Here is a 19,810-nt window from a genome sequence, read left to right as displayed (position 1 = left end):
CGCATTTCAGGCGGCCTGTCCCCGGAGGTAGCGGTGCCAGCCCCCGACGGGCTCCTCCGCGACGTCCATCGCTTGGAGCTTGGCGAGCACCTCGGGCCGCTGGACGTCCAGCCAGTCCACGAACTGGCGGAAGGAGACCATGCGCACGTCGCCGCCCTTCTGCTTCTCCCGGGCGATGTGGGTGAACACGTGCTCCACGGCGTCCATGTAGATGCCGCCGTTCCACTCCTCGAAGTGGTTGCCGATGAAGAAGGGCGCCCGGTTCGTCTCGTACGTCCGCTTGAATCCCGCCACGTACGACGCGGACGCCTGGGTGCGCCAGCCCGGGTAGTTGTACGAGGGTGCCCGGGTGGTGGCCACCGACTGGTTGGCGAGGATGTTGTAGTCCATCGAGAGGACCTCGAAGCGGTGCCCGGGGAAGGGCATCGCCTGAAGGGGCAGGTCCCACAGCCCTCCCTTCCTCTGCGGCCAGCGCTGGACGCCGCCGGGCGAGGAGGCGTCGTAGCGCCAGCCGAGCTCCTTGACGGCGGGCAGCAGGTTGTCCTGGCCGAGCAGGCACGGGGTGCGGGCGCCGATGAGCTCCTTCTCGTAGTCGAAGGGCAGCGGGGGCAGGTCGGTCCAGCCGGTGTTGGTGCGCCACTCGGTGATGAAGGACTTGGCCTGTTCGATCTCGCTGGTCCACTGCCGGGGCGTCCAGTTGCCGACCGAGCCGGAGCCGCCGCAGAAGTGGCCGTTGAAGTGGGTGCCGATCTCGTGGCCGTCGAGCCAGGCCTGACGGACCAGCTTCAGCGTGGAGCGGACGTGTTCGTCGCTCAGGTAGCCGATGTCCGAGGCGCCGCGGGGGTTGTTCGGCGGGTCGTAGAGGCGCTTCTTCGACTCGGGCAGCAGGTACAGCCCGGAGAGGAAGAACGTCATGTGCGCGTCGTTCTGCTCGGCGAGCTGGAGGAAGCGGTCGAAGAGGCCGGTGCCGACCTCTCCGGCGCCGTCCCAGGAGAAGACCACGAACTGCGGCGGGGTCTGGCCGGGTTCCAGCGGCACGGGGGCCTGCGGCTGGCGAGGCTGCTTGCCGGTGTACGCGGTGGAGCCGTCGCCGATGAGACGCGCGGCCGGCTTCTTGGGGGCGCCGGGCCGGCCGGTGCCGGCCGTGGCGGAGGGGTCGGGATGATCCGCGGAGCCCTTACCCGAGGTGGTGCCGCACGCGGCGAGTCCGAGCGCGGTCGCCGCACCCGCACCGAGGCCGATCATTCCCCTTCGGCTGACGTCGCGCATACGGTCCTCTTTTCATCGCACCCTCTCAGCTGACTCTCAGCTTGTATCCCATGAGAGGGCACGACGAAGTCGGGGGTTCCGTTTAACGCGCGCGGATTTATATGATTTTACGAAGATGCGCCCATTTAGCCCGGCTCTTCGGTTTTGACCGTCAGGCCCCGAACGCCTTGCCCTTCCCCTTCACCGGCTTGGCGCCCGCGAGGAGATGAGCCGGAACCAGATCGCGCGCGGGCTCGGTGTAGCCCACGGACACGATCTTGTCGCCGCGGTAGGTGAACGTCGTCAACGACGCCAGGGTGCACTGCCGCTTGCGCGGATCGTGCCAGAGCCGCCGCTTCTCCGCGTAGCTGCGGACGATCCAGATCGGCAGCTGATGGCTCACCACAACCGCCTCGTGGCCGCGTGCCGCGTCCTTGGCGGCGTCCAGCGCCCCCATCATGCGGACGACCTGGTCCACGTACGGCTCGCCCCAGGACGGCTTGAACGGGTTGACGAGGTGCTTCCAGTTCTCCGGCCGCCGCAGCGCGCCGTCACCGACACCGAAGGTCTTGCCCTGGAAGACGTTGTCGGCCTCGATGAGCCGCCCGTCGGTCGCCAGGTCGAGCCCGTGGGCCTTGGCGATCGGCGTGGCCGTCTCCTGGGCCCGCTCCAGCGGCGAGGCCACGACGTGCGTGACATCGCGCGCGCTGAGGTGCTCGGCCACCCGGTCGGCCATCTGCCGCCCCAGCTCGGACAGGTGATAGCCGGGCAGCCGCCCGTAGAGCACCCCTTCCGGGTTGGCGACCTCGCCGTGCCGCATCAGGTGGACGACGGTGATGTCGTCCGCGCCGTTGTTGCCGCTGGTCTCGCTCATGCCGTGGCCTCCGCCGCTGCCCGCGCCGCCGCCGGAAGGGCGTCGGCGATCCTCTGAACCGCCTGGTCGTCATGGGCCGTCGACACGAACCACGACTCGAACGAGGACGGCGGCAGGTAGACGCCCCGCGCCAGCATCGCCTGGAAGAACGCGGTGTAGCGGAAGGACTCCTGCGCCTTCGCGCCCTCGTAGTCGCGCACCTCGCGTCCCGTGAAGAACACCGAGAACATGTTGGAGGCGCGCTGGAGGCGGTGGGTCACGCCCTCCTTGGCGAGCGCCTCGGTCACCAGCGCCTGGATCCGCTCGGACACCGCGTCGACCTTGTCGTACGCGGCCTGGTCGAGCAGCCGCAACTGCGCGAGCCCGGCGGCGGTCGCGACGGGATTGCCCGAGAGCGTGCCCGCCTGGTACACCGGCCCGGCCGGCGCGAGGTGCGCCATGATGTCCGCCCGGCCACCGAACGCGGCGGCCGGGAAGCCACCGCCCATCACCTTGCCGAACGTCATCAGGTCGGGACGTACGCCGTCGATCCCGTACCAGCCGGCCCGGCTGGTACGGAAGCCGGTCATGACCTCGTCAGAGATGTACAGTGCGCCGTTCTTCGCACAGGCGTCCTTGAGGCCCTGGTTGAAGCCGGGCGCCGGCGGCACCACACCCATGTTCCCGGGCGAGGCCTCGGTGATCACACAGGCGATCTCGCCGGGGTGCGCGTGGAACGCGGCCTGCACGGACTCGAGGTCGTTGTAGGGCAGCACGATCGTGTCGGCGGCCTGGGCGCCGGTGACGCCGGGCGTGTCCGGGAGCGCGAAGGTCGCGACCCCGCTGCCCGCCGCGGCGAGCAGCGAGTCGACATGGCCGTGGTAGCAGCCGGCGAACTTGATCACCTTGGTGCGGCGGGTGAACCCGCGGGCGAGCCGGATGGCCGACATGGTCGCCTCGGTACCGCTGGAGACGAGCCGGACCTGCTCGACGGGCTCGACGCGGGCGACGATCTCCTCGGCGAGGGCGACCTCCCCCTCACCGGGTGTACCGAAGGAGGTACCGCGTGCGACGGCCTCCTGAACGGCCGCGATGACCTCGGGGCGGGAGTGCCCGAGGATCATCGGACCCCAGGAGCAGACGAGGTCGACGTACTCACGGCCGTCGGCGTCGGTCAGATACGGACCGGTACCGGACACCATGAACCGGGGCGTACCGCCCACGGCCCGGAAGGCGCGCACCGGAGAATTCACGCCACCTGGTGTGACGGCCGCCGCACGGTCGAACAGCGACTGCGAGGCTGGGGCTTCGTAGGGGTATGGCAGTTCGGTCATGACCTGCGACTTCTCCGACTCCGGGGGGCTGGGACCTCCTCAGGGTAGGCCAGGGGCCCCGGTGGGCCGTGAGGGGAACAGCGGGGCGCCGTGAACGGACCGGCCCGGCCCGACGTACGGCTCGACAAAGGAATGATCCCGGCCATCGCCGGGCCGGTGTGACGGAGCCCGGCAGGACAACCGGGTCCCTTCCCCCGGCCATCTGCGAAACTGGGCCACGAACGGACAGCTCACATGAACGACGGTGTTCAGGGGCCGCGAAGATCCCGCCGACAGGTGTTTCGGCGCACGTTTCGGCGTGCGAACGTGGGGGAGGTCACTGTCACGATGATCGGGTTGCGTGGCGGGGGTCGCGCGACTTAGAAAAGCAGTCGGGTGGAGATATGCATCGCGGTGGCGGACTGGGCGAGGGGACCGATGACCTCAACCCTCGGCGTGCCCGGCGGGGGAAGCACCGGCGTGAGGCGGAGGAAGCCGCCGGCAGAGCGGGACAGACACGGGGATCGCAGGGTGACCCCGACGAGCGGATCGATCGCGCGGTCGAACGACTGCGGGCGGAGAGCGGGAATGGTGGCCGAGTGGGGGTGACGTACAAATACTTCGGCGCGCCGGACGGCGCGACGGCCGCCAGGGTCCCGATCTCGATGCGCCCCGAGGAACTCGGCGGCGACGAACTCGGCATGAACGGCATGTTCACCAAGATCAAGCCGGAGACGATGGCCGCGATGGTCCTCACCGGCATAGAAGGCGTCCCCCTGAACAAGGTGCCGCCGCTCGAACTTGTCGTCCTGCACCCCGACTACGCCGTGGTCAAGCTCCCGATGACCGTCGTCGACCCGTTGCGCGGCATAGGCGAGGAGGCCGTGGGCGCGGCCGCCTTCATCTGGTCCACCGTCCCGGACCGGGGCGGCCCGCGCGACGCCTTCAACGTCTACCAGCTGTTGCACGAGTGGCAGGACTTCTCACACCGCCTGCACGAGGCGGGACACCAGCCGTACTGCCTGGTGTGGCCCTGAGTCAGGGTTCCGTTGGTTTCGGGCGGGGTTCTCGGACCCCGCCTTTTCATGCCCCGGCGGGCACCTGAGCGATCCGGCGGTGATATCCGGGCCCTCACCTCCCGAGCCGGCCGCCGGAGGCCCTGGCCCTGTGCTCCTGGACACCGCCCGGGAGATCGCCAAGCCGGCCCATCCGCGCCTGAGCGGCCGGCCCCGATCCCCGTCGCCTACATCCCGCCCGCCACCCGGAGCACCGCGCCCGTCGTGTACGAGGCGTCGTCCGACAGGAGCCAGGACACCGCGCCGGCGATCTCCTCGGGGCGGCCGGCGCGGCCCATGGGGATGGTGGCGGCCGCCCGGGCCGGGCGCCGCGGGTCCTCGTGGAAGTCGGTCCAGACCGTGCCCGGCGCCACACCGTTCACACGGATGCCGTCGGCGGCCACTTCCTTGGACAGGCCGACGGTCAGGGCGTCGACGGCCGCCTTCGCGGCGGCGTAGTGGACGTACTGGCCCGGGCTGCCGAGGGTCGCCGCGGCGGACGAGATGTTGACGATCGCGCCCCCGCCGGACGCGGTCATCTCCCGTACGGCACGGCGCGCGCAGAGCAGATACCCGAGGACGTTGACCGCCAGGGCGTCCCGCATGCCGTCGGGGTCGGCATCGGCCAGCACTCCGTTGGGTCCGCTGACGCCGGCGTTGTTCACCAGGCCGGTGACCGGCCCGAGTTCACCGGCCGCCGCGTCGAAGAGCGCGTCGACCGCGGCGGGGTCGGACGTGTCCACGGCCACCGGAAGGGCGCGCCCGCCCGCGTCCGTGACGGCGGCGGCCACCGTCCCGGCCGCCGCGCGGTCGGAGCGGTAGCCGATGACGACGTCGTGCCCCTCCAGGGCCAGCCGCCGGCAGACGGCGGCCCCGATGCCGCGGCTGCCGCCGGTCACCACCGTGATCTTCCGCCCGTTTCCCATGGCCGGCTCTCCCGTCCGTACGGACGATCAGTGTGCCAGGAGGGGGGTTCGGCTCCCGCCCACGCGGCCGGGCGCGACGTGACGCATCGAAGGACATGACTCGGCCATGAATCGTTCACGGCTCGGCCAAGGACAACAGCGGCCGGTGCACCGGGATCTGACGGTGACGGCCCGCACGGCCCAACCGGGCCAGGCAGACGTGTCGCCGCCGATCGGGTCATCCGTGAGGTGCCGCCCACTGCCGCCCGACGGCCCGTGAGCACAGCGAATCAGCAGGTCAGAGAGGTGGGGCCGGTTCCGGACGCAGTCAGGGCCGGCGCCGGGCGGGACCCAGGTCGTGGGCCGGGCGGGCTTCTCGGGTGGTGCGCTCGCCACTTCGGATTGACGGTGGATCACGTCGCACCGGGTTTTCGTCTGCTGACAAGAAGTCAGCTGCCCGGTCCTGACGGAAGGACTCACACGATGCGATCTGCCCGCATGCTCCTGGCCGCCGCCACGGCCACCGCCGCTCTCGCGATCGCCGCCCCGGGCGCGTACGCCGCCGCCGGCGGCGACTGGGACCACAGCGACTCCTCGTCCTCCTCCTCTTCGTCGTCCTCCAGCAAGGAGCACGAGGACTCCGGCTCCAGCAAGGAGCACGGGGACTCCGGCTACGGCAAGGAGCACGACGACTCCGGATACGGCAAGGAGCACGACAGCAACAGCGACCACGGCAAGCCCAGCTGGCACCACGAGAAGCCGGAAGGCGGCGTCCACACCGGCGGCGGTGCGCTGATGTCCGTCAAGACGGACGACTCCTCGAAGGGCGACAAGAAGTACGACCCGGAGACCTACAAGGACAAGGACTCCTCGAGCTCCGACCACAGCAGCGGGTCCTGGGACTCCGGCACGGACAAGGGCTCGTGGGACTCGAGCAGCAAGGAGTCCACGGACAAGCCGCACGGCGGCATGCACACCGGCGGCGGCGGTCTCGCCACGACGTCCGGAGTCACCGCCGGCGGCATCGGTGTCCTGGGCCTCGCGGCCGCGGGCGTCTACATGCTGCGCCGTAAGAACGCCCAGGGTGGTGTGGCCTGACCATGCCTGACGACATAGCGGTCCGGGCCGCCGCCCCCTCACCCTGTGGCGGCCCGGCCGGTCTCTCCCTCAGCTTCCACCGCTCTTGCCGCTGTTGCTTCTGTTGCTTCCGTTGCTTCTGTTGCCGCTCTTGTCCCTGTTGCCGCCGTTGAAGCCGATGCCGCCGTTCCCGCACCTTCTGCCGTTCCCGCGCCTTCTGCCGTTCCCGCAGTTCCCGCAGTCCCGCAGTTCCCGCAGTTGTCGTCCCTGGTCCCGCTGTCCCCGCCCAGTCCGCTCCGCTTCGCTGCCCCGACCCGATGAGGTGGTACCCGATGGCAGCCCGGTTGTCCTCTCCTGCCGAGACCCCGCACACCAAACCCGAGCGGACCTTCCGGCGTCGTGCGACCTGGGTCGTGTGGTGCGCCGGCATCGCGGTCCTCGTGGCCACGAACGTGCTCCACCGCCAGGACGAACCGTCCGGCCCCTCCCCCGCTTCGCCCGCGGCGGCGGCCCCCCTGCACTCGCACCCGCCGCTCTCCTCGGCCTCGCCCTCCAACGACCGCCCGGCCGCGAGACACCTCCCTCGAGCCGAGCCGATCCGGCTGCTCATCCCGAAGATCTCGGTGGACGCGCCCTTCACCGAGCTCGCCCTCGACGCCACGGGCAAGCTCCAGCCCCCGCCCGCGAACGACACGAACATGGTCGGCTGGTACGCCAAGGGTGTCTCCCCCGGTGAGGTGGGTACGGCGGTCATCGCCGGGCACGTCGACACGAAGACCTCCGCCGCCGTGTTCGCCGGTCTCGGAGACCTGAAGAAGGGCGACAAGTTCAGCGTCGAGCGGTCCGACGGCCGGACGGCGTCCTTCGTCGTCGACAGCGCGGAGACCTTCGCGAAGGACGCCTTTCCCGACGACCGGGTGTACGCCGACACTCCCGATGCCGAGGTCCGCCTCATCACCTGCGCCGGCACCTACGACCGCACCGTCAAGGACTACACCGACAACCTGGTGGTCTTCGCCCATCTCGCCTGATCCGACGTACGGCGGCCGGTCCGCGGAAACCGCGACTGGCCGCCGTACGCGTACCTGTCAGCCCTTGGCCACAAGTGCCTTGAGGGCGATGTTGAGTTCGAGGACGCCGACCCGGGGTTCGCCGATGAAGCCGAGGGTCCGGCCCTCCGTGTGATCGTCGACCAGTCTCTGGACCCGGGCGACGGAGAGGTGGTTGCGTTCGGCGATCCGGTGGACCTGGAGGCCGGCGTAGAGCGGGGAGATGTCGGGGTCCAGGCCGGAGCCGGAGGAGGTGACGGCGTCGGCGGGGACCTGGGAGGGACTGACGGTGTAACCGGCGGTGGAGTTCTCCTTGATCACCTCGGCCTTGGCCTTCTCCACCTGCTTGATCAGGTCCTTGTTGTCGGCGGCGAGGTTGGTGGCACCGGACAGGAGCAGCTTGTACTGGGTGTTGACGGAGTTCTCGCCGAGCCCGTTCGCGGGGCGCGGCTGGAAGTAGTCCAGGCTGTATCCCTGCTGTCCGATGAGGGAGGAGCCGACGACCCTGCCGTCGGACTTGATCTCGGAGCCGTTGGCCTTGCCGGGGAACAGTCCCTGGGCGATGCCTGTGATCGCCAGCGGGTAGAGGACGCCGGTCACCACGGTCAGTACGAGCAGGGCGCGCAGGGCGGCGCCGAGCAGGCGGGCGGTGTTCGTGACGGAGTTGTTCATGGTCCTTCAGCCGATCCCGGGGATCAGAGAGATGAGCAGGTCGATGATCTTGATTCCGATGAACGGGGCCACCAGGCCGCCGAGACCGTAGATCCCGAGGTTGCGCCGCAGCAGCCGGTCGGCGCTGACCGGCCGGTAGCGCACTCCCCGCAGGGCGAGCGGCACCAGCGCGATGATGACCAGCGCGTTGAAGACGACCGCGGAGAGGATCGCGGAGTCGGGCGAGGACAGGTGCATGACGTTGAGCTTGTCCAGGCCCGGGTAGACCGCGGCGAACAGCGCCGGGATGATCGCGAAGTACTTCGCCACGTCGTTGGCGATGGAGAACGTCGTCAACGCACCCCGGGTGATCAGCAGTTGCTTGCCGATCTCGACGATCTCGATGAGCTTGGTCGGGTTGGAGTCCAGGTCCACCATGTTCCCGGCCTCCTTGGCGGCCGAGGTTCCGGTGTTCATGGCCACGCCGACGTCGGCCTGGGCGAGCGCGGGGGCGTCGTTGGTGCCGTCGCCGGTCATCGCGACGAGCTTGCCGCCCGCCTGTTCCCGCTTGATGAGCGCCATCTTGTCCTCGGGGGTGGCCTCGGCGAGGAAGTCGTCGACACCCGCCTCCTCGGCGATGGCCTTGGCCGTCAGCGGGTTGTCGCCCGTGATCATGACGGTCCTGATGCCCATGCGGCGCAGTTCCTCGAACCGCTCGCGCATGCCCTCCTTGACGACGTCCTTGAGGTGGATCACGCCGAGGACCCGTGCGCCGCGGGTGTCCTCGACGGCCACGAGCAGCGGGGTGCCGCCCGCCTCGGAGATCCGGTCCGCGAGGGCGCCGGCGTCCTCGGAGACCTCGCCGCCCCGCTCCTTGACCCAGGCGATGACCGAACCGGCCGCGCCCTTGCGGATCCTGCGGCCGTCGACGTCCACTCCGGACATCCGGGTCTGGGCCGTGAAGGGGATCCACTCGGCGCCGGTGAGCTCGCCCTGATGGCGCTCGCGCAGCCCGTACCTCTCCTTGGCGAGTACGACGATCGAGCGGCCCTCGGGCGTCTCGTCGGCCAGCGAGGAGAGCTGGGCGGCATCCGCGGCCTCGGCCTCGGTCACCCCCGTCACCGGGGCGAACTCCGCGGCCTGGCGGTTGCCGAGCGTGATGGTGCCGGTCTTGTCCAGCAGCAGCGTCGAGACGTCACCGGCGGCCTCGACCGCCCGCCCGGACATGGCGAGCACGTTGCGCTGCACCAGCCGGTCCATGCCGGCGATGCCGATCGCGGAGAGCAGGGCGCCGATGGTGGTCGGGATCAGGCAGACCAGCAGGGCCACCAGCACGACCATCGTCAGGTGCGTGCCGGCGTAGTCGGCGAACGGCGGCAGGGTGGCCACCGCGAGCAGGAAGGCGATGGTCAGGGACGCGAGAAGGATGTTCAGCGCGATCTCGTTGGGCGTCTTCTGCCGGGCCGCGCCCTCGACCAGGGCGATCATCCGGTCGATGAAGGTCTCACCCGGCTTCGTCGTGATCTTGACGACGATCCGGTCGGAGAGGACCTTCGTGCCGCCGGTGACGGCCGACCGGTCGCCGCCGGACTCCCTGATGACCGGGGCCGACTCACCGGTGATGGCCGACTCGTCGACGGAGGCCACTCCCTCGACGACGTCACCGTCGCCGGGGATGATGTCGCCCACCTCGCAGACCACGAGGTCACCGACGCGCAGCCCGGTGCCGGGCACCTGCTCCTCGGAGCGGCCGTCCGGGGAGAGCCGTCGTGCGACCGTGTCGGTCTTGGCCTTGCGCAGGGTGTCCGCCTGCGCCTTGCCGCGCCCCTCGGCCACGGCCTCCGCCAGGTTGGCGAAGACGACGGTGAGCCACAGCCAGGCGCTGATCGCCCAGCCGAACCAGTCGCCGGGGTTCTTGAAGGAGAAGACGGTCGTCAGCACCGAGCCGACGAGGACGACGAACATGACGGGCGACTTGACCATCACCCGGGGGTCGAGCTTGCGGAAGGCTTCCGGCAGGGACGTGACGAGCTGCCGGGCGTCGAACATGCCCCCGCCGACCCGTCCTTCGTCCTTGTGGCCGGTCGGCACATCGCTGTGCGGCGCCCGGGCCGGGGTGAGTGTGGACATCGAGTCCTCTTGGTTCTCGGTACGAGTGGTCATGACGCCAGCCCCTCGGCCAGCGGGCCCAGGGCGAGGGCCGGGAAGTAGGTCAGGCCGGTGATGATCAGGATCGCGCCCACCAGCAGACCGGTGAACAGCGGCTTCTCGGTGCGCAGGGTGCCCGCGGTCGCCGGGACCGGCCGTTGCCCGGCGAGCGAGCCCGCCAGCGCGAGGACGAACACCATCGGCAGGAAGCGGCCGAGCAGCATGGCCAGTCCGATGGTGGTGTTGAACCACGGAGTGTCGGCGCTCAGACCCGCGAAGGCCGAGCCGTTGTTGTTGGCGCCCGAGCTGTAGGCGTAGAGGATCTCGGAGAATCCGTGCGCCCCGGAGTTGAGCGTCGAGTGGCCCGGGGTGGGCAGGGCCATCGCGGCGGCGGTGAAGACGAGCACCAGCGCCGGGGTGACCAGGATGTAGAGAGCCGCGAACTTGATCTCGCGGGTGCCGATCTTCTTGCCCAGGTACTCGGGAGTGCGGCCGACCATCAGACCGGCGATGAACACCGCGATGACCGCCATGATCAGCATGCCGTAGAGGCCGGATCCGGTGCCGCCGGGCGCGATCTCCCCGAGCTGCATGCCCAGCATGGTGATTCCGCCGCCGAGTCCGGTGAACGAGGAGTGGAAGGAGTTCACCGCGCCGGTCGAGGTGAGCGTCGTCGCCACCGCGAAGATCGACGAGCCGCCGACGCCGAAGCGGGTCTCCTTGCCCTCCATCGCCCCGCCCGCGATGTCGAGGGCCGGGCCGTGGTGGTGGAACTCGGTCGCCATCATCAGGACGGTGAAGCCGATCCAGATGGTGACCATCGCGGCGAGGATCGCGTAACCCTGCTTCACCGAGCCGACCATCACACCGAAGGTGCGGGTCAGGGAGAACGGGATCACCAGGATCAGGAAGATCTCGAAGAGGTTGGAGAACGGGGTCGGGTTCTCGAAGGGGTGGGCGCTGTTGGCGTTGAAGTAGCCGCCGCCGTTGGTGCCGACCTCCTTGATGGCCTCCTGCGAGGCGACCGCGCCGCCGTTCCACTGCTGCGAGCCGCCCACGCCGTGCCCGTTGAAGAACTGGCCGACCTCGTGGATGCCGGAGAAGTTCTGGATGGCGCCGCACGCCACCAGGACGATGGCGGCGACGACGGACAGCGGCAGCAGGATGCGCACGGTGCCGCGCACCAGGTCCGCCCAGAAGTTGCCGAGTTCACCGGTGCGCGACCGGGCGAAGCCGCGCACGAGGGCCACGGCCACGGCTATGCCGACGGCCGCCGAGACGAAGTTCTGGACCGCCAGACCGGCGGTCTGCACGACATGTCCCATGGCCTGTTCGCCGTAGTACGACTGCCAGTTGGTGTTCGTGACGAACGAGGCGGCGGTGTTGAACGCCTGGTCCGGGTCGATGGACCGGAAGCCGAGCGAGCCGGGCAGATGGCCCTGGACGCGCTGGAGGACGTACAGGAAGAGGACGCTGACGGCGGAGAAGGCGAGGACACCGCGCAGATAGGCGGGCCAGCGCATCTCGGTGTCCGGGTCGGCGCCGATGGCCTTGTAGATCCACTTCTCGGCACGCAGATGCCTGCTGGAGGAGTAGACCCCGGCCATGTAGTCGCCGAGGGGCCGGTAGGCGAGTGCCAGTGCCGCCGTGAGGGCGAGCATCTGGAGCGCTCCGGCGAGGACGGGACTCATTGCGCCCGTCGCGAGGGAAATCGGTGTCACCGTCAGAACCTCTCCGGGAGGATGAGGGCGAGGACGAGATAGCCCAGCAGGGCGACGGCCACGATCAGGCCGACGATGTTCTCGGCGGTCACAGCTTCGTCACCCCCTTGGCGACGAGGGCCACCAGCGCGAACACCGCGATCGTGGTGACGACGAAGGCCACGTCGGCCATCGGAGCTCCTAGGTGAGGTTCGGTTCTGAACTGACAGTCAGAGCAAAACCCCTCACCGGCCGGATCCGGCCACCGTTGACGCCTCCCATACGGGGCTCGGCACGCCTTTGACACATCCCATACAGGGCACGGCGGGCCTTGTCGCAACGTTGACGCCACGGCTCATCAAAGATCCGTCAAGCCATGACGCCCGCGGCGGCGCGGTTCACTACCTTCGGAGGTATGGAACGGCGCGACGATGCGTGGAGCGTGGCCGAGGTGTCCCCGCCACCGGCCGAGGAGGTCGCGCACGACCTTCTCTGGGCCCGGGACCTGCGCTGCTCGATCCGCTGCGCGGGCGCGTTCCTCGCCCTGCTGGTACTGATCGACGGGGCCGCCGGCACCCTCACCGGCCCGCGCGTCCTTCTGTGGCTCGCGCTCGCGGCGCTGCTCCTCCTCGTGCTGTACCCCACGCGGATCGCCGCGGGCGAGGGCTGGCTGACCGCACGCGGTCCGCTCCGCACCCGCCGGGTACGGACCGACCACCTGGTCTCCGTGCGCTGCCCGGAAGGCGTCGGACAGCGGCTCGTCCTGCGCGACGCCTTCGGAGCGCGGCTGGAGATCGACCCCGGTGTGCTGGTGTCCAACCCGGAACTGTGGCACCGCCTGGACGAGGACGCCCGGATCTCCGCCCGGCGCGGCACCCTCACCCGCGGGGAGACGGCCCTGCGCGACGTCTCGGAGCGGATCGACCGCGAGACCGCGCGGACGGTGTTCAGGGTCTCGGGCCTGGACTGATGGCCGGGGCAGGACCGCAGGCCGGGGCCGGACCGTGTGAAGGGGCTGAGCCGAAGGTCGGGCCGGACCGAGTGTCGGGGACGCCCGCCCCATCCCGGCGGGCTTAACCTCCGCCCGTGCTCAACGTGACGGGGATCCTCAAACGCCTGGTGATCGGCCGCGCCATGCGCAGCGAGGAACTGACCGGGACGCTGCTGCCCAAACGGCTGGCCCTGCCGGTCTTCGCCTCCGACCCGCTGTCGTCCGTGGCGTACGCGACGCAGGAGATCCTGCTGGTCCTCACCCTCGGCGGGCTGGCGTACCTGCACTTCACGCCGTGGATCGCCGGGGCGGTGGTGGCACTCATGGCCGTCGTGGTGCTGTCGTACCGGCAGGTGGTCCACGCCTATCCGAGCGGCGGCGGCAGCTTCGAGGTGGCGACCACGAACCTGGGCCCCTCGGCCGGTCTGGTCGTCGCCGCCTCGCTCCTGGTCGACTACGTCATGACGGTCGCCGTCTCGGTCGCCTCGGGCGTCGACAACATCATCTCGGCGCTCCCCGGGCTCGCCCACCAGCGCGTCCTGATGGCGCTCGTCTTCGTGGCGGTGCTGGCCGCCATCAACCTGCGGGGCGTACGCGAGTCGGGTCGGGCCTTCGCCGCGCCGACCTATCTGTTCATCGGCGGCGTCCTGATCATGGTGATCACCGGCCTGGTCCGGTACGCCCTCGGGAACCCGCCGCTCGCCGCGAGCGCCGCGTACGGGATCACCCCGGACCCCGCCGACGCGCACCTGAGGGGCCTTGCCCTGCTGATGCTGGTCCTGCGCGCGTTCTCCTCCGGCTGCACGGCGCTGACCGGTGTGGAGGCGATCTCCAACGGCGTCCCCGCGTTCCGCAAGCCCAAGTCGCGCAACGCGGCCACCACCCTGGCCGCGATGGGAGGGCTCGCGATCGCCATGTTCGCCGGCGTCACCACCCTGGCGCTGGTCTCGAAGGTGCACATCACCGACGACGCGTGCCGGCTCACCGGGCTGGACGGCGACTGCGCCACGTACACCCAGCGCACGGTCATCGCGCAGATCGCGGCGGCCGTGTTCGGCGGAGAACACAGCCCCGGCTTCTACTTCATCCAGACCGTGACGGCCCTCGTCCTGATCCTGGCCGCGAACACCGCCTTCAACGGCTTCCCCCTGCTGTCCTCCATCCTCGCCCAGCACCGCTATCTGCCACGCCAGTTGCACAACCGCGGCGACCGGCTGGCCTTCTCCAACGGCATCCTGGCCCTCGCGATCGTCGCTGGCCTGCTGCTGTGGGGCTACCGGGCGAACGTCACCAGCCTCATCCACCTCTACATCCTGGGCGTGTTCACCTCCTTCACGCTCTCCCAGCTCGGCATGGTGCGGCACTGGAACCGCGAGCTGCGCGGCGAGCCCGACGGTGCCACGCGCCGGCGCCACCACACCGCGCGTCTGATCAACGCGGTCGGCGCGGTCGTCACCGGACTCGTCCTCCTCATCGTCCTGACCACCAAGTTCACCCAGGGCGCATGGCTCGCCGTCCTCGCGGCGACCGTCCTTTGGGTGACGATGCGCGCGATCAGGCGCCACTACGACAGCACGGCGGCGGAGCTGGCGGTCACCGACCCGCACAGTGAACTCCTGCCGCCCACCCGGGTGTTCGCGATCGTGCTCGTGTCCAGGCTGCACAAGCCGACACTGCGGGCCCTGGCCTACGCGCACGCCATCCATCCCGACCGGCTGGAGGCGCTCACCGTCTCCGTCGACCCGGACGCGACGGCCGAGCTGCGCCGGCACTGGGAGGAGTACGGCATCGACGTACCCCTGAAGATCGTCGACTCCCCGTACCGCGAGATCACCAAGCCGGTCGTCGGGTACGTCCGCTCGGTGCGCCGCGAGAGCCCGCGCGATGTCGTCGCCGTCTTCGTCCCCGAGTACGTCGTGGGCCACTGGTGGGAGAACCTCCTCCACAACCAGTCCGCCCTGTGGCTCAAGAGCCGGCTGCTCTTCACCCCGGGCGTGATGGTGACGAGCGTGCCCTGGCAGCTGACCTCCTCCGCCCACGCCGACCGGCCGGCGGCCAGGGCACCGGGCTCCGTCCGACGCGGCGAACCACCGGTGCCACCACGGCCACGGACCCGGTAGCCGCGGACCGTGAACCGACGGGCACCTGAACGGGCGACGAACCCCACCCCTCCCGGCGCGCTCGTGATGCGCCACCAGCGGGTCTTAACGCAAGCTTGACGCCTGAGGCCCCTGGACGCTTGGGCCCTTGGATCACTCTCTGCATACGCTGATGGGCGCCGTCTCCTCGATGGCCGGAATGTTCGAAGAGACGTACGTCAGGAGAGTCACCGATGGCCAGCACCGAGCCCGCCCCGCCGAGCCGCTTGCGGGCGTGGATGCTGGAAGGCCTGTCCGACATGGGCAAGACCAAGGGCCGCCAACTGCCGGGCCCGGCCGAGCCCGCGCCCGTGCACAAGGGACAGCGCTGGTGGCGCGTCATGTGCCTGACCGGCGTCGACTACTTCTCCACCCTCGGCTACCAGCCCGGCATCGCCGCCCTCGCGGCCGGACTGCTGTCCCCCGTGGCGACCATCGTGCTCGTCATCGTCACCCTGGCGGGCGCCCTGCCCGTCTACCGCCGGGTCGCCGAGGAGAGCCCGCACGGCGAGGGCTCCATCGCGATGCTGGAACGCCTGCTCTCCTTCTGGAAGGGCAAGCTGTTCGTCCTCACCCTGCTCGGCTTCGCCGCCACCGACTTCCTGATCACCATCACCCTCTCGGCGGCCGACGCCTCCACCCACCTGGTGGAGAACCCCCATCTGAACAGCGCGCTGCACGACAAGCAGCTGGTGATCACCCTGTTCCTGGTGGCCCTGCTCGGCGCCGTCTTCCTCAAGGGCTTCCTGGAGGCGATCGGCGTCGCGGTGGTGCTGGTGGGCATCTACCTCGCCCTCAACGTCGTCGTCGCCGTCGCGGGAGTCTGGGAGGTCGCCACCCACGAGCACCTCGTCACCGACTGGTCCACCGCGCTGACCGCCGAACACGGGAACGTCCTCGCCATGATCGGGGTGTCCCTGCTGGTCTTCCCGAAGCTCGCGCTCGGCCTGTCCGGCTTCGAGACCGGTGTGGCGGTCATGCCGCACGTGGAGGGCGAGGCCAGCGACACCGAGGAGAAGCCGACCGGACGGATCCGCGGCGCGAAGAAACTGCTGACCACCGCCGCCGTGATCATGAGCGTCTTCCTGATCGTCACCAGCTTCATCACCACCGTGCTGATCCCGGAGAAGGAGTTCCAGCCGGGCGGCCAGGCCAACGGCCGCGCCCTCGCCTACCTCGCCCACGAGTACCTCGGCAACGCCTTCGGCACGGTCTACGACGTCTCCACCATCTGCATCCTGTGGTTCGCCGGCGCCTCCGCCATGGCCGGGCTCCTCAACCTCATGCCGCGCTATCTCCCGCGCTACGGCATGGCCCCCCACTGGGCCCGCGCCGTCCGCCCGATGGTGATCGTCTTCACCCTGGTCGCGTTCCTGGTCACCTGGATCTTCGACGCCGACGTCGACAAGCAGGGCGGCGCCTACGCCACCGGTGTCCTCGTCCTGATCAGCTCCGCCGCCATCGCCGTCACCATCGCCGCCCACAAGGCCGGCCAGAAACACTGGACCGTCGGCTTCGCCGTCATCTCGGCGGTCTTCCTCTACACGACCGTCGTCAACGTCATCGAGCGCCCCGACGGTGTGAAGATCGGCGCCTGCTTCATCGCCGGCATCATGCTCGTCTCCTTCCTCTCCCGGCTCGCCCGCGCCTTCGAGCTGCGGGTGACCAGCATGAGCATGGACGACATGGCCCAGCGGTTCGTACGGGACATCGCCAGCCGCCGGATCCGCTTCATCGCCAACGAGCCCGACAAGCGCGACATCACCGAGTACCGCGAGAAGATCGAGCAGATCCGCGCCGACCACGATCTCCCGGCCCAGGAGGACTTCGTCTTCCTTGAGGTCACCGTGGGCGACCCCTCGGAGTTCGAGTCGGTCATGAACGTGCGCGGCGAGGTGCTGCACGGCCGCTACCGCGTCATCACCCTGGAGTCCGCCTCCATCCCCAACGCCCTCGCCGCCCTGCTGCTGTACGTCCGCGACACCACGGACCGCATCCCGCACATCTACTTCGAGTGGACCGAGGGCAGCCCCTTCGCCAACTTCCTGCGCTTCTTCCTCTTCGGCCAGGGCGAGGTGGCCCCCGTCACCCGGGAAGTCCTGCGCGAGGCCGAACCCGACCGCGCACGGCGGCCCCGGGTCCACGTCGGCTGACGCGGGGGCCGGACGAAACCAGGCCGGCTCACGCGGGCCGGACGGAGCCCGCAGACCTATCCGGACACGTCCGACACACCGGGAAGGGGTGAGAGGCCGGTAAGAAGGCCGGCCGCGGACCCGCTCACCAGGTCGCATCACGCCAACGGCTTGGCAGACTGGTCGGGTGCCCCAGAACGTACTGCTCGCCGAGGACGACCGCGCCATCCGCCATGCCCTGGAAAGGGCACTGACTCTGGAGGGCTACGAGGTGACAGCCGTGGCCGACGGGGTGGAAGCGCTGGCCCAGGCCCACCGGACCCCGCCGGACGTCCTCGTCCTCGACGTCATGATGCCCGGCATCGACGGCCTCCAGGTCTGCCGCGTGCTGCGCGCCGAGGGCGACCGCACCCCGATCCTGATGCTCACCGCGCTCGTCGAGACCGCCGACCGCATCGCCGGCCTCGACGCGGGCGCCGACGACTACGTCGTCAAGCCGTTCGACGTCGAGGAGGTCTTCGCCCGGCTGCGCGCCCTGCTGCGCCGCACCGGGAACGGCGCCCTCGACGAGGACACGCCGACGCCCGCGCCCCGGGAACCCCAGACGTCCGGCACACAGATCTCCGCGGCCGAACTGCGCATGGACATCCAGGCCCGCCGGGCCTGGCGCGGACAGCGCGAGCTGGAACTGACCCGCACCGAGTTCGAGCTCCTCGAACTGCTCGTCCGCAACGCGGGCATCGTCCTCGACCACTCCACCATCTACGACCGGATCTGGGGCTACGACTTCGGCCCCGGCTCCAAGAACCTCGCCGTCTACGTGGGCTATCTGCGGCGCAAGCTCGACGAGCCGGGCGCCCCGGCCCTGATCCACACCGTTCGGGGCGTGGGGTACGTCCTGAGGGAGGACTGAGTGCGACGACGGCTGCGGCAGGTGTCCTCCCTGCGGGCCACCTTCACCGTGTCCTTCGCGGCCGTCGCCGCCGCCGTCACGGTCCTGGTCGGGTTCCTGAGCTACGACGCCGCCGCGCGACTGGTGCGCGTCGACCAGCAGACGGTCTTCGCCGAGGTGGTGCAGGACCTGCGCGACCAGGTGCGTGAGCACCCGTTGGACCCGAGCGACTTCGCCTCCTCCGACCCGGACCACGACGGACCCCTCGACGACATCATCCGGCCCAGCCGCACCGACGTGCAGGTGCTCGGGCCCAAGGGCGCCATCGTCGACCACGGCATTCCGCCACTGCCCGTCGACAGCCACGACCGGGCGATCTCCGACGACGCCAAGGCGGGCAAACTGGAGGAGCACAAGGACGTCGACGTCGCCGGCGACCGCTACCGCCTGGCGACCGTCTCGCTCGGCGGCGCACGGGGTGCGGTGCAGGTGTCCCAGCAGTTCAGCGACACCGAGGACCTGCTGCGCGAGCTCCAGCAGCGGACGGTGCTGCTCGTCGGGGCCGTCGTGATCGCCGCCGGGCTGTTCGGCTGGTGGCTGGCCCGGCGCATCACCCGGCGCCTGGTCCGGCTCGCCGGGGCCGCGGAGGACGTGGCGCGCACCGGCCGGCTCGGCATCCAGGTGCCCGTCACCGGTCACGACGAGGTGGCCAGGCTCGGCCGGTCCTTCGACCGGATGCTCGGCCGCCTCGCCCAGTCCGAGGAGGACCAGCGCCGCCTGGTCCAGGACGCGGGACACGAACTGCGTACGCCGCTGACCTCGCTGCGTACGAACATCTCCATGCTCCGCCGGATCGACGAACTGCCGCCCGACGCCCGCGAGGAACTCGTCGCCGACCTGGCCCTGGAGTCCCGGGAACTGACCGACCTGGTCAACGAACTCGTCGCCCTCGCCGCCGGCCAGTCGGACACCGAGCCCGTACGGCGGCTCGACCTCGCCGAACTCGCCGAGGACGTCGCGATCGTCGCGCGCCGACGCACCGGCCGGGACATCGCCGTCCGCACCACCGGCGACACCACGGTCGACGGCCGCCCGAGCGCCCTCCAGCGCGCGGTGTCCAACCTCGTGGAGAACGCCGCCAAGTTCGACCGGGGCGGAGCGGCGCCGATCGAGGTCGTGGTGACGGGCCCTGCCCGCCAGCCGGGCACGCCCTGGCAGACGGGCACGGCCCGTCCCACCGACCCCGCCCAGCCCGGCACCCCGGCGAGCCCCACGCCCCACCCAGTCGCCACCGGCCCCCTGGGCTCCTCTGGCCGTCACACACACGGCCCGGTCCGCGTCGAGGTCCTCGACCGGGGCCCCGGCATCGGCGAGGACGACCTCATGCGTGTCTTCGACCGCTTCTACCGGGCCGCCGACGCCCGCAGCCTCCCCGGCTCGGGCCTCGGCCTGTCGATCGTCCGCGAGGTCTCCACAGCCCACGGAGGCACCCCGTTCGCCTACCCCCGAAAGGGCGGCGGCACGGTGATCGGCTTCACGGTGGAGGGCGCGCCCGGGTGACCTGCCACTCGACGTTCCGCCTGGTCGGGGACCGGCTCGAGGAGTTCGTCGACACCGGTGAGGTCTCGTTCTCGGCCCGCCATCTGACGGTCACCGTC

Annotated in this window: 16 protein-coding genes; 8 read left to right on the top strand and 8 right to left on the bottom strand. The window is 70.3% G+C overall.

Features of this window, described 5'->3' with window-relative positions:
• Positions 1 to 6: 6 nt before the first annotated feature.
• From ABZV42_RS35850 to hemL, 3 genes are all read right to left on the bottom strand, one after another.
• Complete coding sequence (locus tag ABZV42_RS35850) at positions 7 to 1,269, bottom strand: hypothetical protein (protein WP_355983238.1); 1,263 nt, start codon at positions 1,267 to 1,269, stop codon at positions 7 to 9.
• 151 nt (positions 1,270 to 1,420) lie between these two features.
• On the bottom strand, positions 1,421 to 2,122 hold the full coding sequence (locus tag ABZV42_RS35845; protein ID WP_355983240.1) for a histidine phosphatase family protein: 702 nt from the start codon (positions 2,120 to 2,122) through the stop codon (positions 1,421 to 1,423).
• Positions 2,119 to 3,435 carry a glutamate-1-semialdehyde 2,1-aminomutase gene (gene hemL / locus ABZV42_RS35840; RefSeq protein ID WP_355983242.1) on the bottom strand — a complete coding sequence of 439 codons (1,317 nt, stop codon included), beginning with the start codon at positions 3,433 to 3,435 and terminating at the stop codon, positions 2,119 to 2,121. The genes ABZV42_RS35845 and hemL overlap by 4 nt, the downstream gene beginning before the upstream one ends.
• Before the next feature lie 578 nt (positions 3,436 to 4,013).
• Between hemL and ABZV42_RS35835 the strand changes: the two genes are divergently transcribed.
• Positions 4,014 to 4,451 (top strand): hypothetical protein, encoded by a 438-nt coding sequence (locus ABZV42_RS35835; protein ID WP_019061278.1) that lies wholly within the window; start codon positions 4,014 to 4,016, stop codon positions 4,449 to 4,451.
• Between the two features lie 206 nt (positions 4,452 to 4,657).
• On the opposite strand, the gene ABZV42_RS35830 is transcribed toward ABZV42_RS35835, so the two are convergent.
• Positions 4,658 to 5,395, bottom strand: a complete 738-nt coding sequence (locus ABZV42_RS35830; RefSeq protein ID WP_355983244.1) for an SDR family oxidoreductase — start codon at positions 5,393 to 5,395, stop codon at positions 4,658 to 4,660.
• Positions 5,396 to 5,857: 462 nt separating this feature from the next.
• Here ABZV42_RS35830 and ABZV42_RS35825 point away from each other — a divergent pair, with 462 nt between their 5' ends.
• On the top strand, positions 5,858 to 6,472 hold the full coding sequence (locus ABZV42_RS35825; protein WP_356055646.1) for a hypothetical protein: 615 nt from the start codon (positions 5,858 to 5,860) through the stop codon (positions 6,470 to 6,472).
• 311 nt (positions 6,473 to 6,783) lie between these two features.
• Positions 6,784 to 7,482, top strand: coding sequence for a class F sortase (locus ABZV42_RS35820; protein ID WP_355983248.1), 699 nt, complete (start codon positions 6,784 to 6,786; stop codon positions 7,480 to 7,482).
• A gap of 57 nt (positions 7,483 to 7,539) precedes the next feature.
• Here ABZV42_RS35820 and ABZV42_RS35815 read toward each other — a convergent pair whose 3' ends face one another.
• The 4 genes from ABZV42_RS35815 to kdpF are packed head-to-tail and all read right to left on the bottom strand — an operon-like array spanning position 7,540 to position 12,112.
• Positions 7,540 to 8,172 (bottom strand): potassium-transporting ATPase subunit C, encoded by a 633-nt coding sequence (locus tag ABZV42_RS35815; protein WP_356055644.1) that lies wholly within the window; start codon positions 8,170 to 8,172, stop codon positions 7,540 to 7,542.
• Positions 8,173 to 8,178: 6 nt separating this feature from the next.
• Positions 8,179 to 10,314: a potassium-transporting ATPase subunit KdpB gene (gene kdpB / locus ABZV42_RS35810; protein ID WP_355983252.1), complete on the bottom strand. Its 2,136-nt coding sequence runs from the start codon at positions 10,312 to 10,314 to the stop codon at positions 8,179 to 8,181.
• Entirely contained in the window at positions 10,311 to 11,990 is a 1,680-nt protein-coding gene (gene kdpA, locus ABZV42_RS35805) for a potassium-transporting ATPase subunit KdpA (RefSeq protein WP_355983272.1), read from the bottom strand. Before kdpA ends, kdpB begins: the two co-directional genes overlap by 4 nt.
• A gap of 32 nt (positions 11,991 to 12,022) precedes the next feature.
• The gene (kdpF, locus tag ABZV42_RS35800; protein WP_355983254.1) at positions 12,023 to 12,112 is read right to left on the bottom strand and encodes a K(+)-transporting ATPase subunit F; all 90 of its coding nucleotides are present in this window, start codon (positions 12,110 to 12,112) and stop codon (positions 12,023 to 12,025) included.
• 302 nt (positions 12,113 to 12,414) lie between these two features.
• On the opposite strand from kdpF, the gene ABZV42_RS35795 reads away from it, so the two are divergent.
• The 5 genes from ABZV42_RS35795 to ABZV42_RS35775 all read left to right on the top strand — a co-directional run bounded on the left by ABZV42_RS35795 (position 12,415) and on the right by ABZV42_RS35775 (position 19,712).
• Entirely contained in the window at positions 12,415 to 12,969 is a 555-nt protein-coding gene (locus ABZV42_RS35795; protein ID WP_356055642.1) for a hypothetical protein, read from the top strand.
• 116 nt (positions 12,970 to 13,085) lie between these two features.
• Positions 13,086 to 15,110 carry an APC family permease gene (locus tag ABZV42_RS35790; protein WP_356055640.1) on the top strand — a complete coding sequence of 675 codons (2,025 nt, stop codon included), beginning with the start codon at positions 13,086 to 13,088 and terminating at the stop codon, positions 15,108 to 15,110.
• 212 nt (positions 15,111 to 15,322) lie between these two features.
• The gene (locus ABZV42_RS35785; protein WP_356055638.1) at positions 15,323 to 17,281 is read left to right on the top strand and encodes an amino acid transporter; all 1,959 of its coding nucleotides are present in this window, start codon (positions 15,323 to 15,325) and stop codon (positions 17,279 to 17,281) included.
• 166 nt (positions 17,282 to 17,447) lie between these two features.
• The gene (locus ABZV42_RS35780) at positions 17,448 to 18,173 is read left to right on the top strand and encodes a response regulator transcription factor (protein ID WP_355983262.1); all 726 of its coding nucleotides are present in this window, start codon (positions 17,448 to 17,450) and stop codon (positions 18,171 to 18,173) included.
• On the top strand, positions 18,174 to 19,712 hold the full coding sequence (locus ABZV42_RS35775; RefSeq protein WP_356055636.1) for a HAMP domain-containing sensor histidine kinase: 1,539 nt from the start codon (positions 18,174 to 18,176) through the stop codon (positions 19,710 to 19,712). It begins immediately after the preceding gene.
• The last annotated feature ends 98 nt before the right edge of the window (positions 19,713 to 19,810 follow it).

It is taken from the genome of Streptomyces sp. NPDC005281 (assembly GCF_040607495.1).
Lineage (GTDB): Bacteria > Actinomycetota > Actinomycetes > Streptomycetales > Streptomycetaceae > Streptomyces.
Note: the sequence above shows the minus strand (reverse complement) of the source record. Positions and strands in the feature narration are given on the sequence as shown.

Bases quoted from the DNA above. Each gene is read 5' to 3' on its own strand.
- ABZV42_RS35795 (WP_356055642.1), top strand. From the start codon at position 12,415: ATGGAACGGCGCGACGATGCGTGGAGCGTGGCCGAGGTGTCCCCGCCA.
- ABZV42_RS35785 (WP_356055638.1), top strand. From the start codon at position 15,323: ATGGCCAGCACCGAGCCCGCCCCGCCGAGCCGCTTGCGGGCGTGGATG.
- ABZV42_RS35850 (WP_355983238.1), bottom strand. From the start codon at position 1,269: ATGCGCGACGTCAGCCGAAGGGGAATGATCGGCCTCGGTGCGGGTGCG.
- kdpB (WP_355983252.1), bottom strand. From the start codon at position 10,314: ATGACCACTCGTACCGAGAACCAAGAGGACTCGATGTCCACACTCACC.
- hemL (WP_355983242.1), bottom strand. From the start codon at position 3,435: ATGACCGAACTGCCATACCCCTACGAAGCCCCAGCCTCGCAGTCGCTG.
- ABZV42_RS35845 (WP_355983240.1), bottom strand. From the start codon at position 2,122: ATGAGCGAGACCAGCGGCAACAACGGCGCGGACGACATCACCGTCGTC.
- ABZV42_RS35830 (WP_355983244.1), bottom strand. From the start codon at position 5,395: ATGGGAAACGGGCGGAAGATCACGGTGGTGACCGGCGGCAGCCGCGGC.
- ABZV42_RS35825 (WP_356055646.1), top strand. From the start codon at position 5,858: ATGCGATCTGCCCGCATGCTCCTGGCCGCCGCCACGGCCACCGCCGCT.
- ABZV42_RS35820 (WP_355983248.1), top strand. From the start codon at position 6,784: ATGGCAGCCCGGTTGTCCTCTCCTGCCGAGACCCCGCACACCAAACCC.
- kdpA (WP_355983272.1), bottom strand. From the start codon at position 11,990: ATGAGTCCCGTCCTCGCCGGAGCGCTCCAGATGCTCGCCCTCACGGCG.
- ABZV42_RS35815 (WP_356055644.1), bottom strand. From the start codon at position 8,172: ATGAACAACTCCGTCACGAACACCGCCCGCCTGCTCGGCGCCGCCCTG.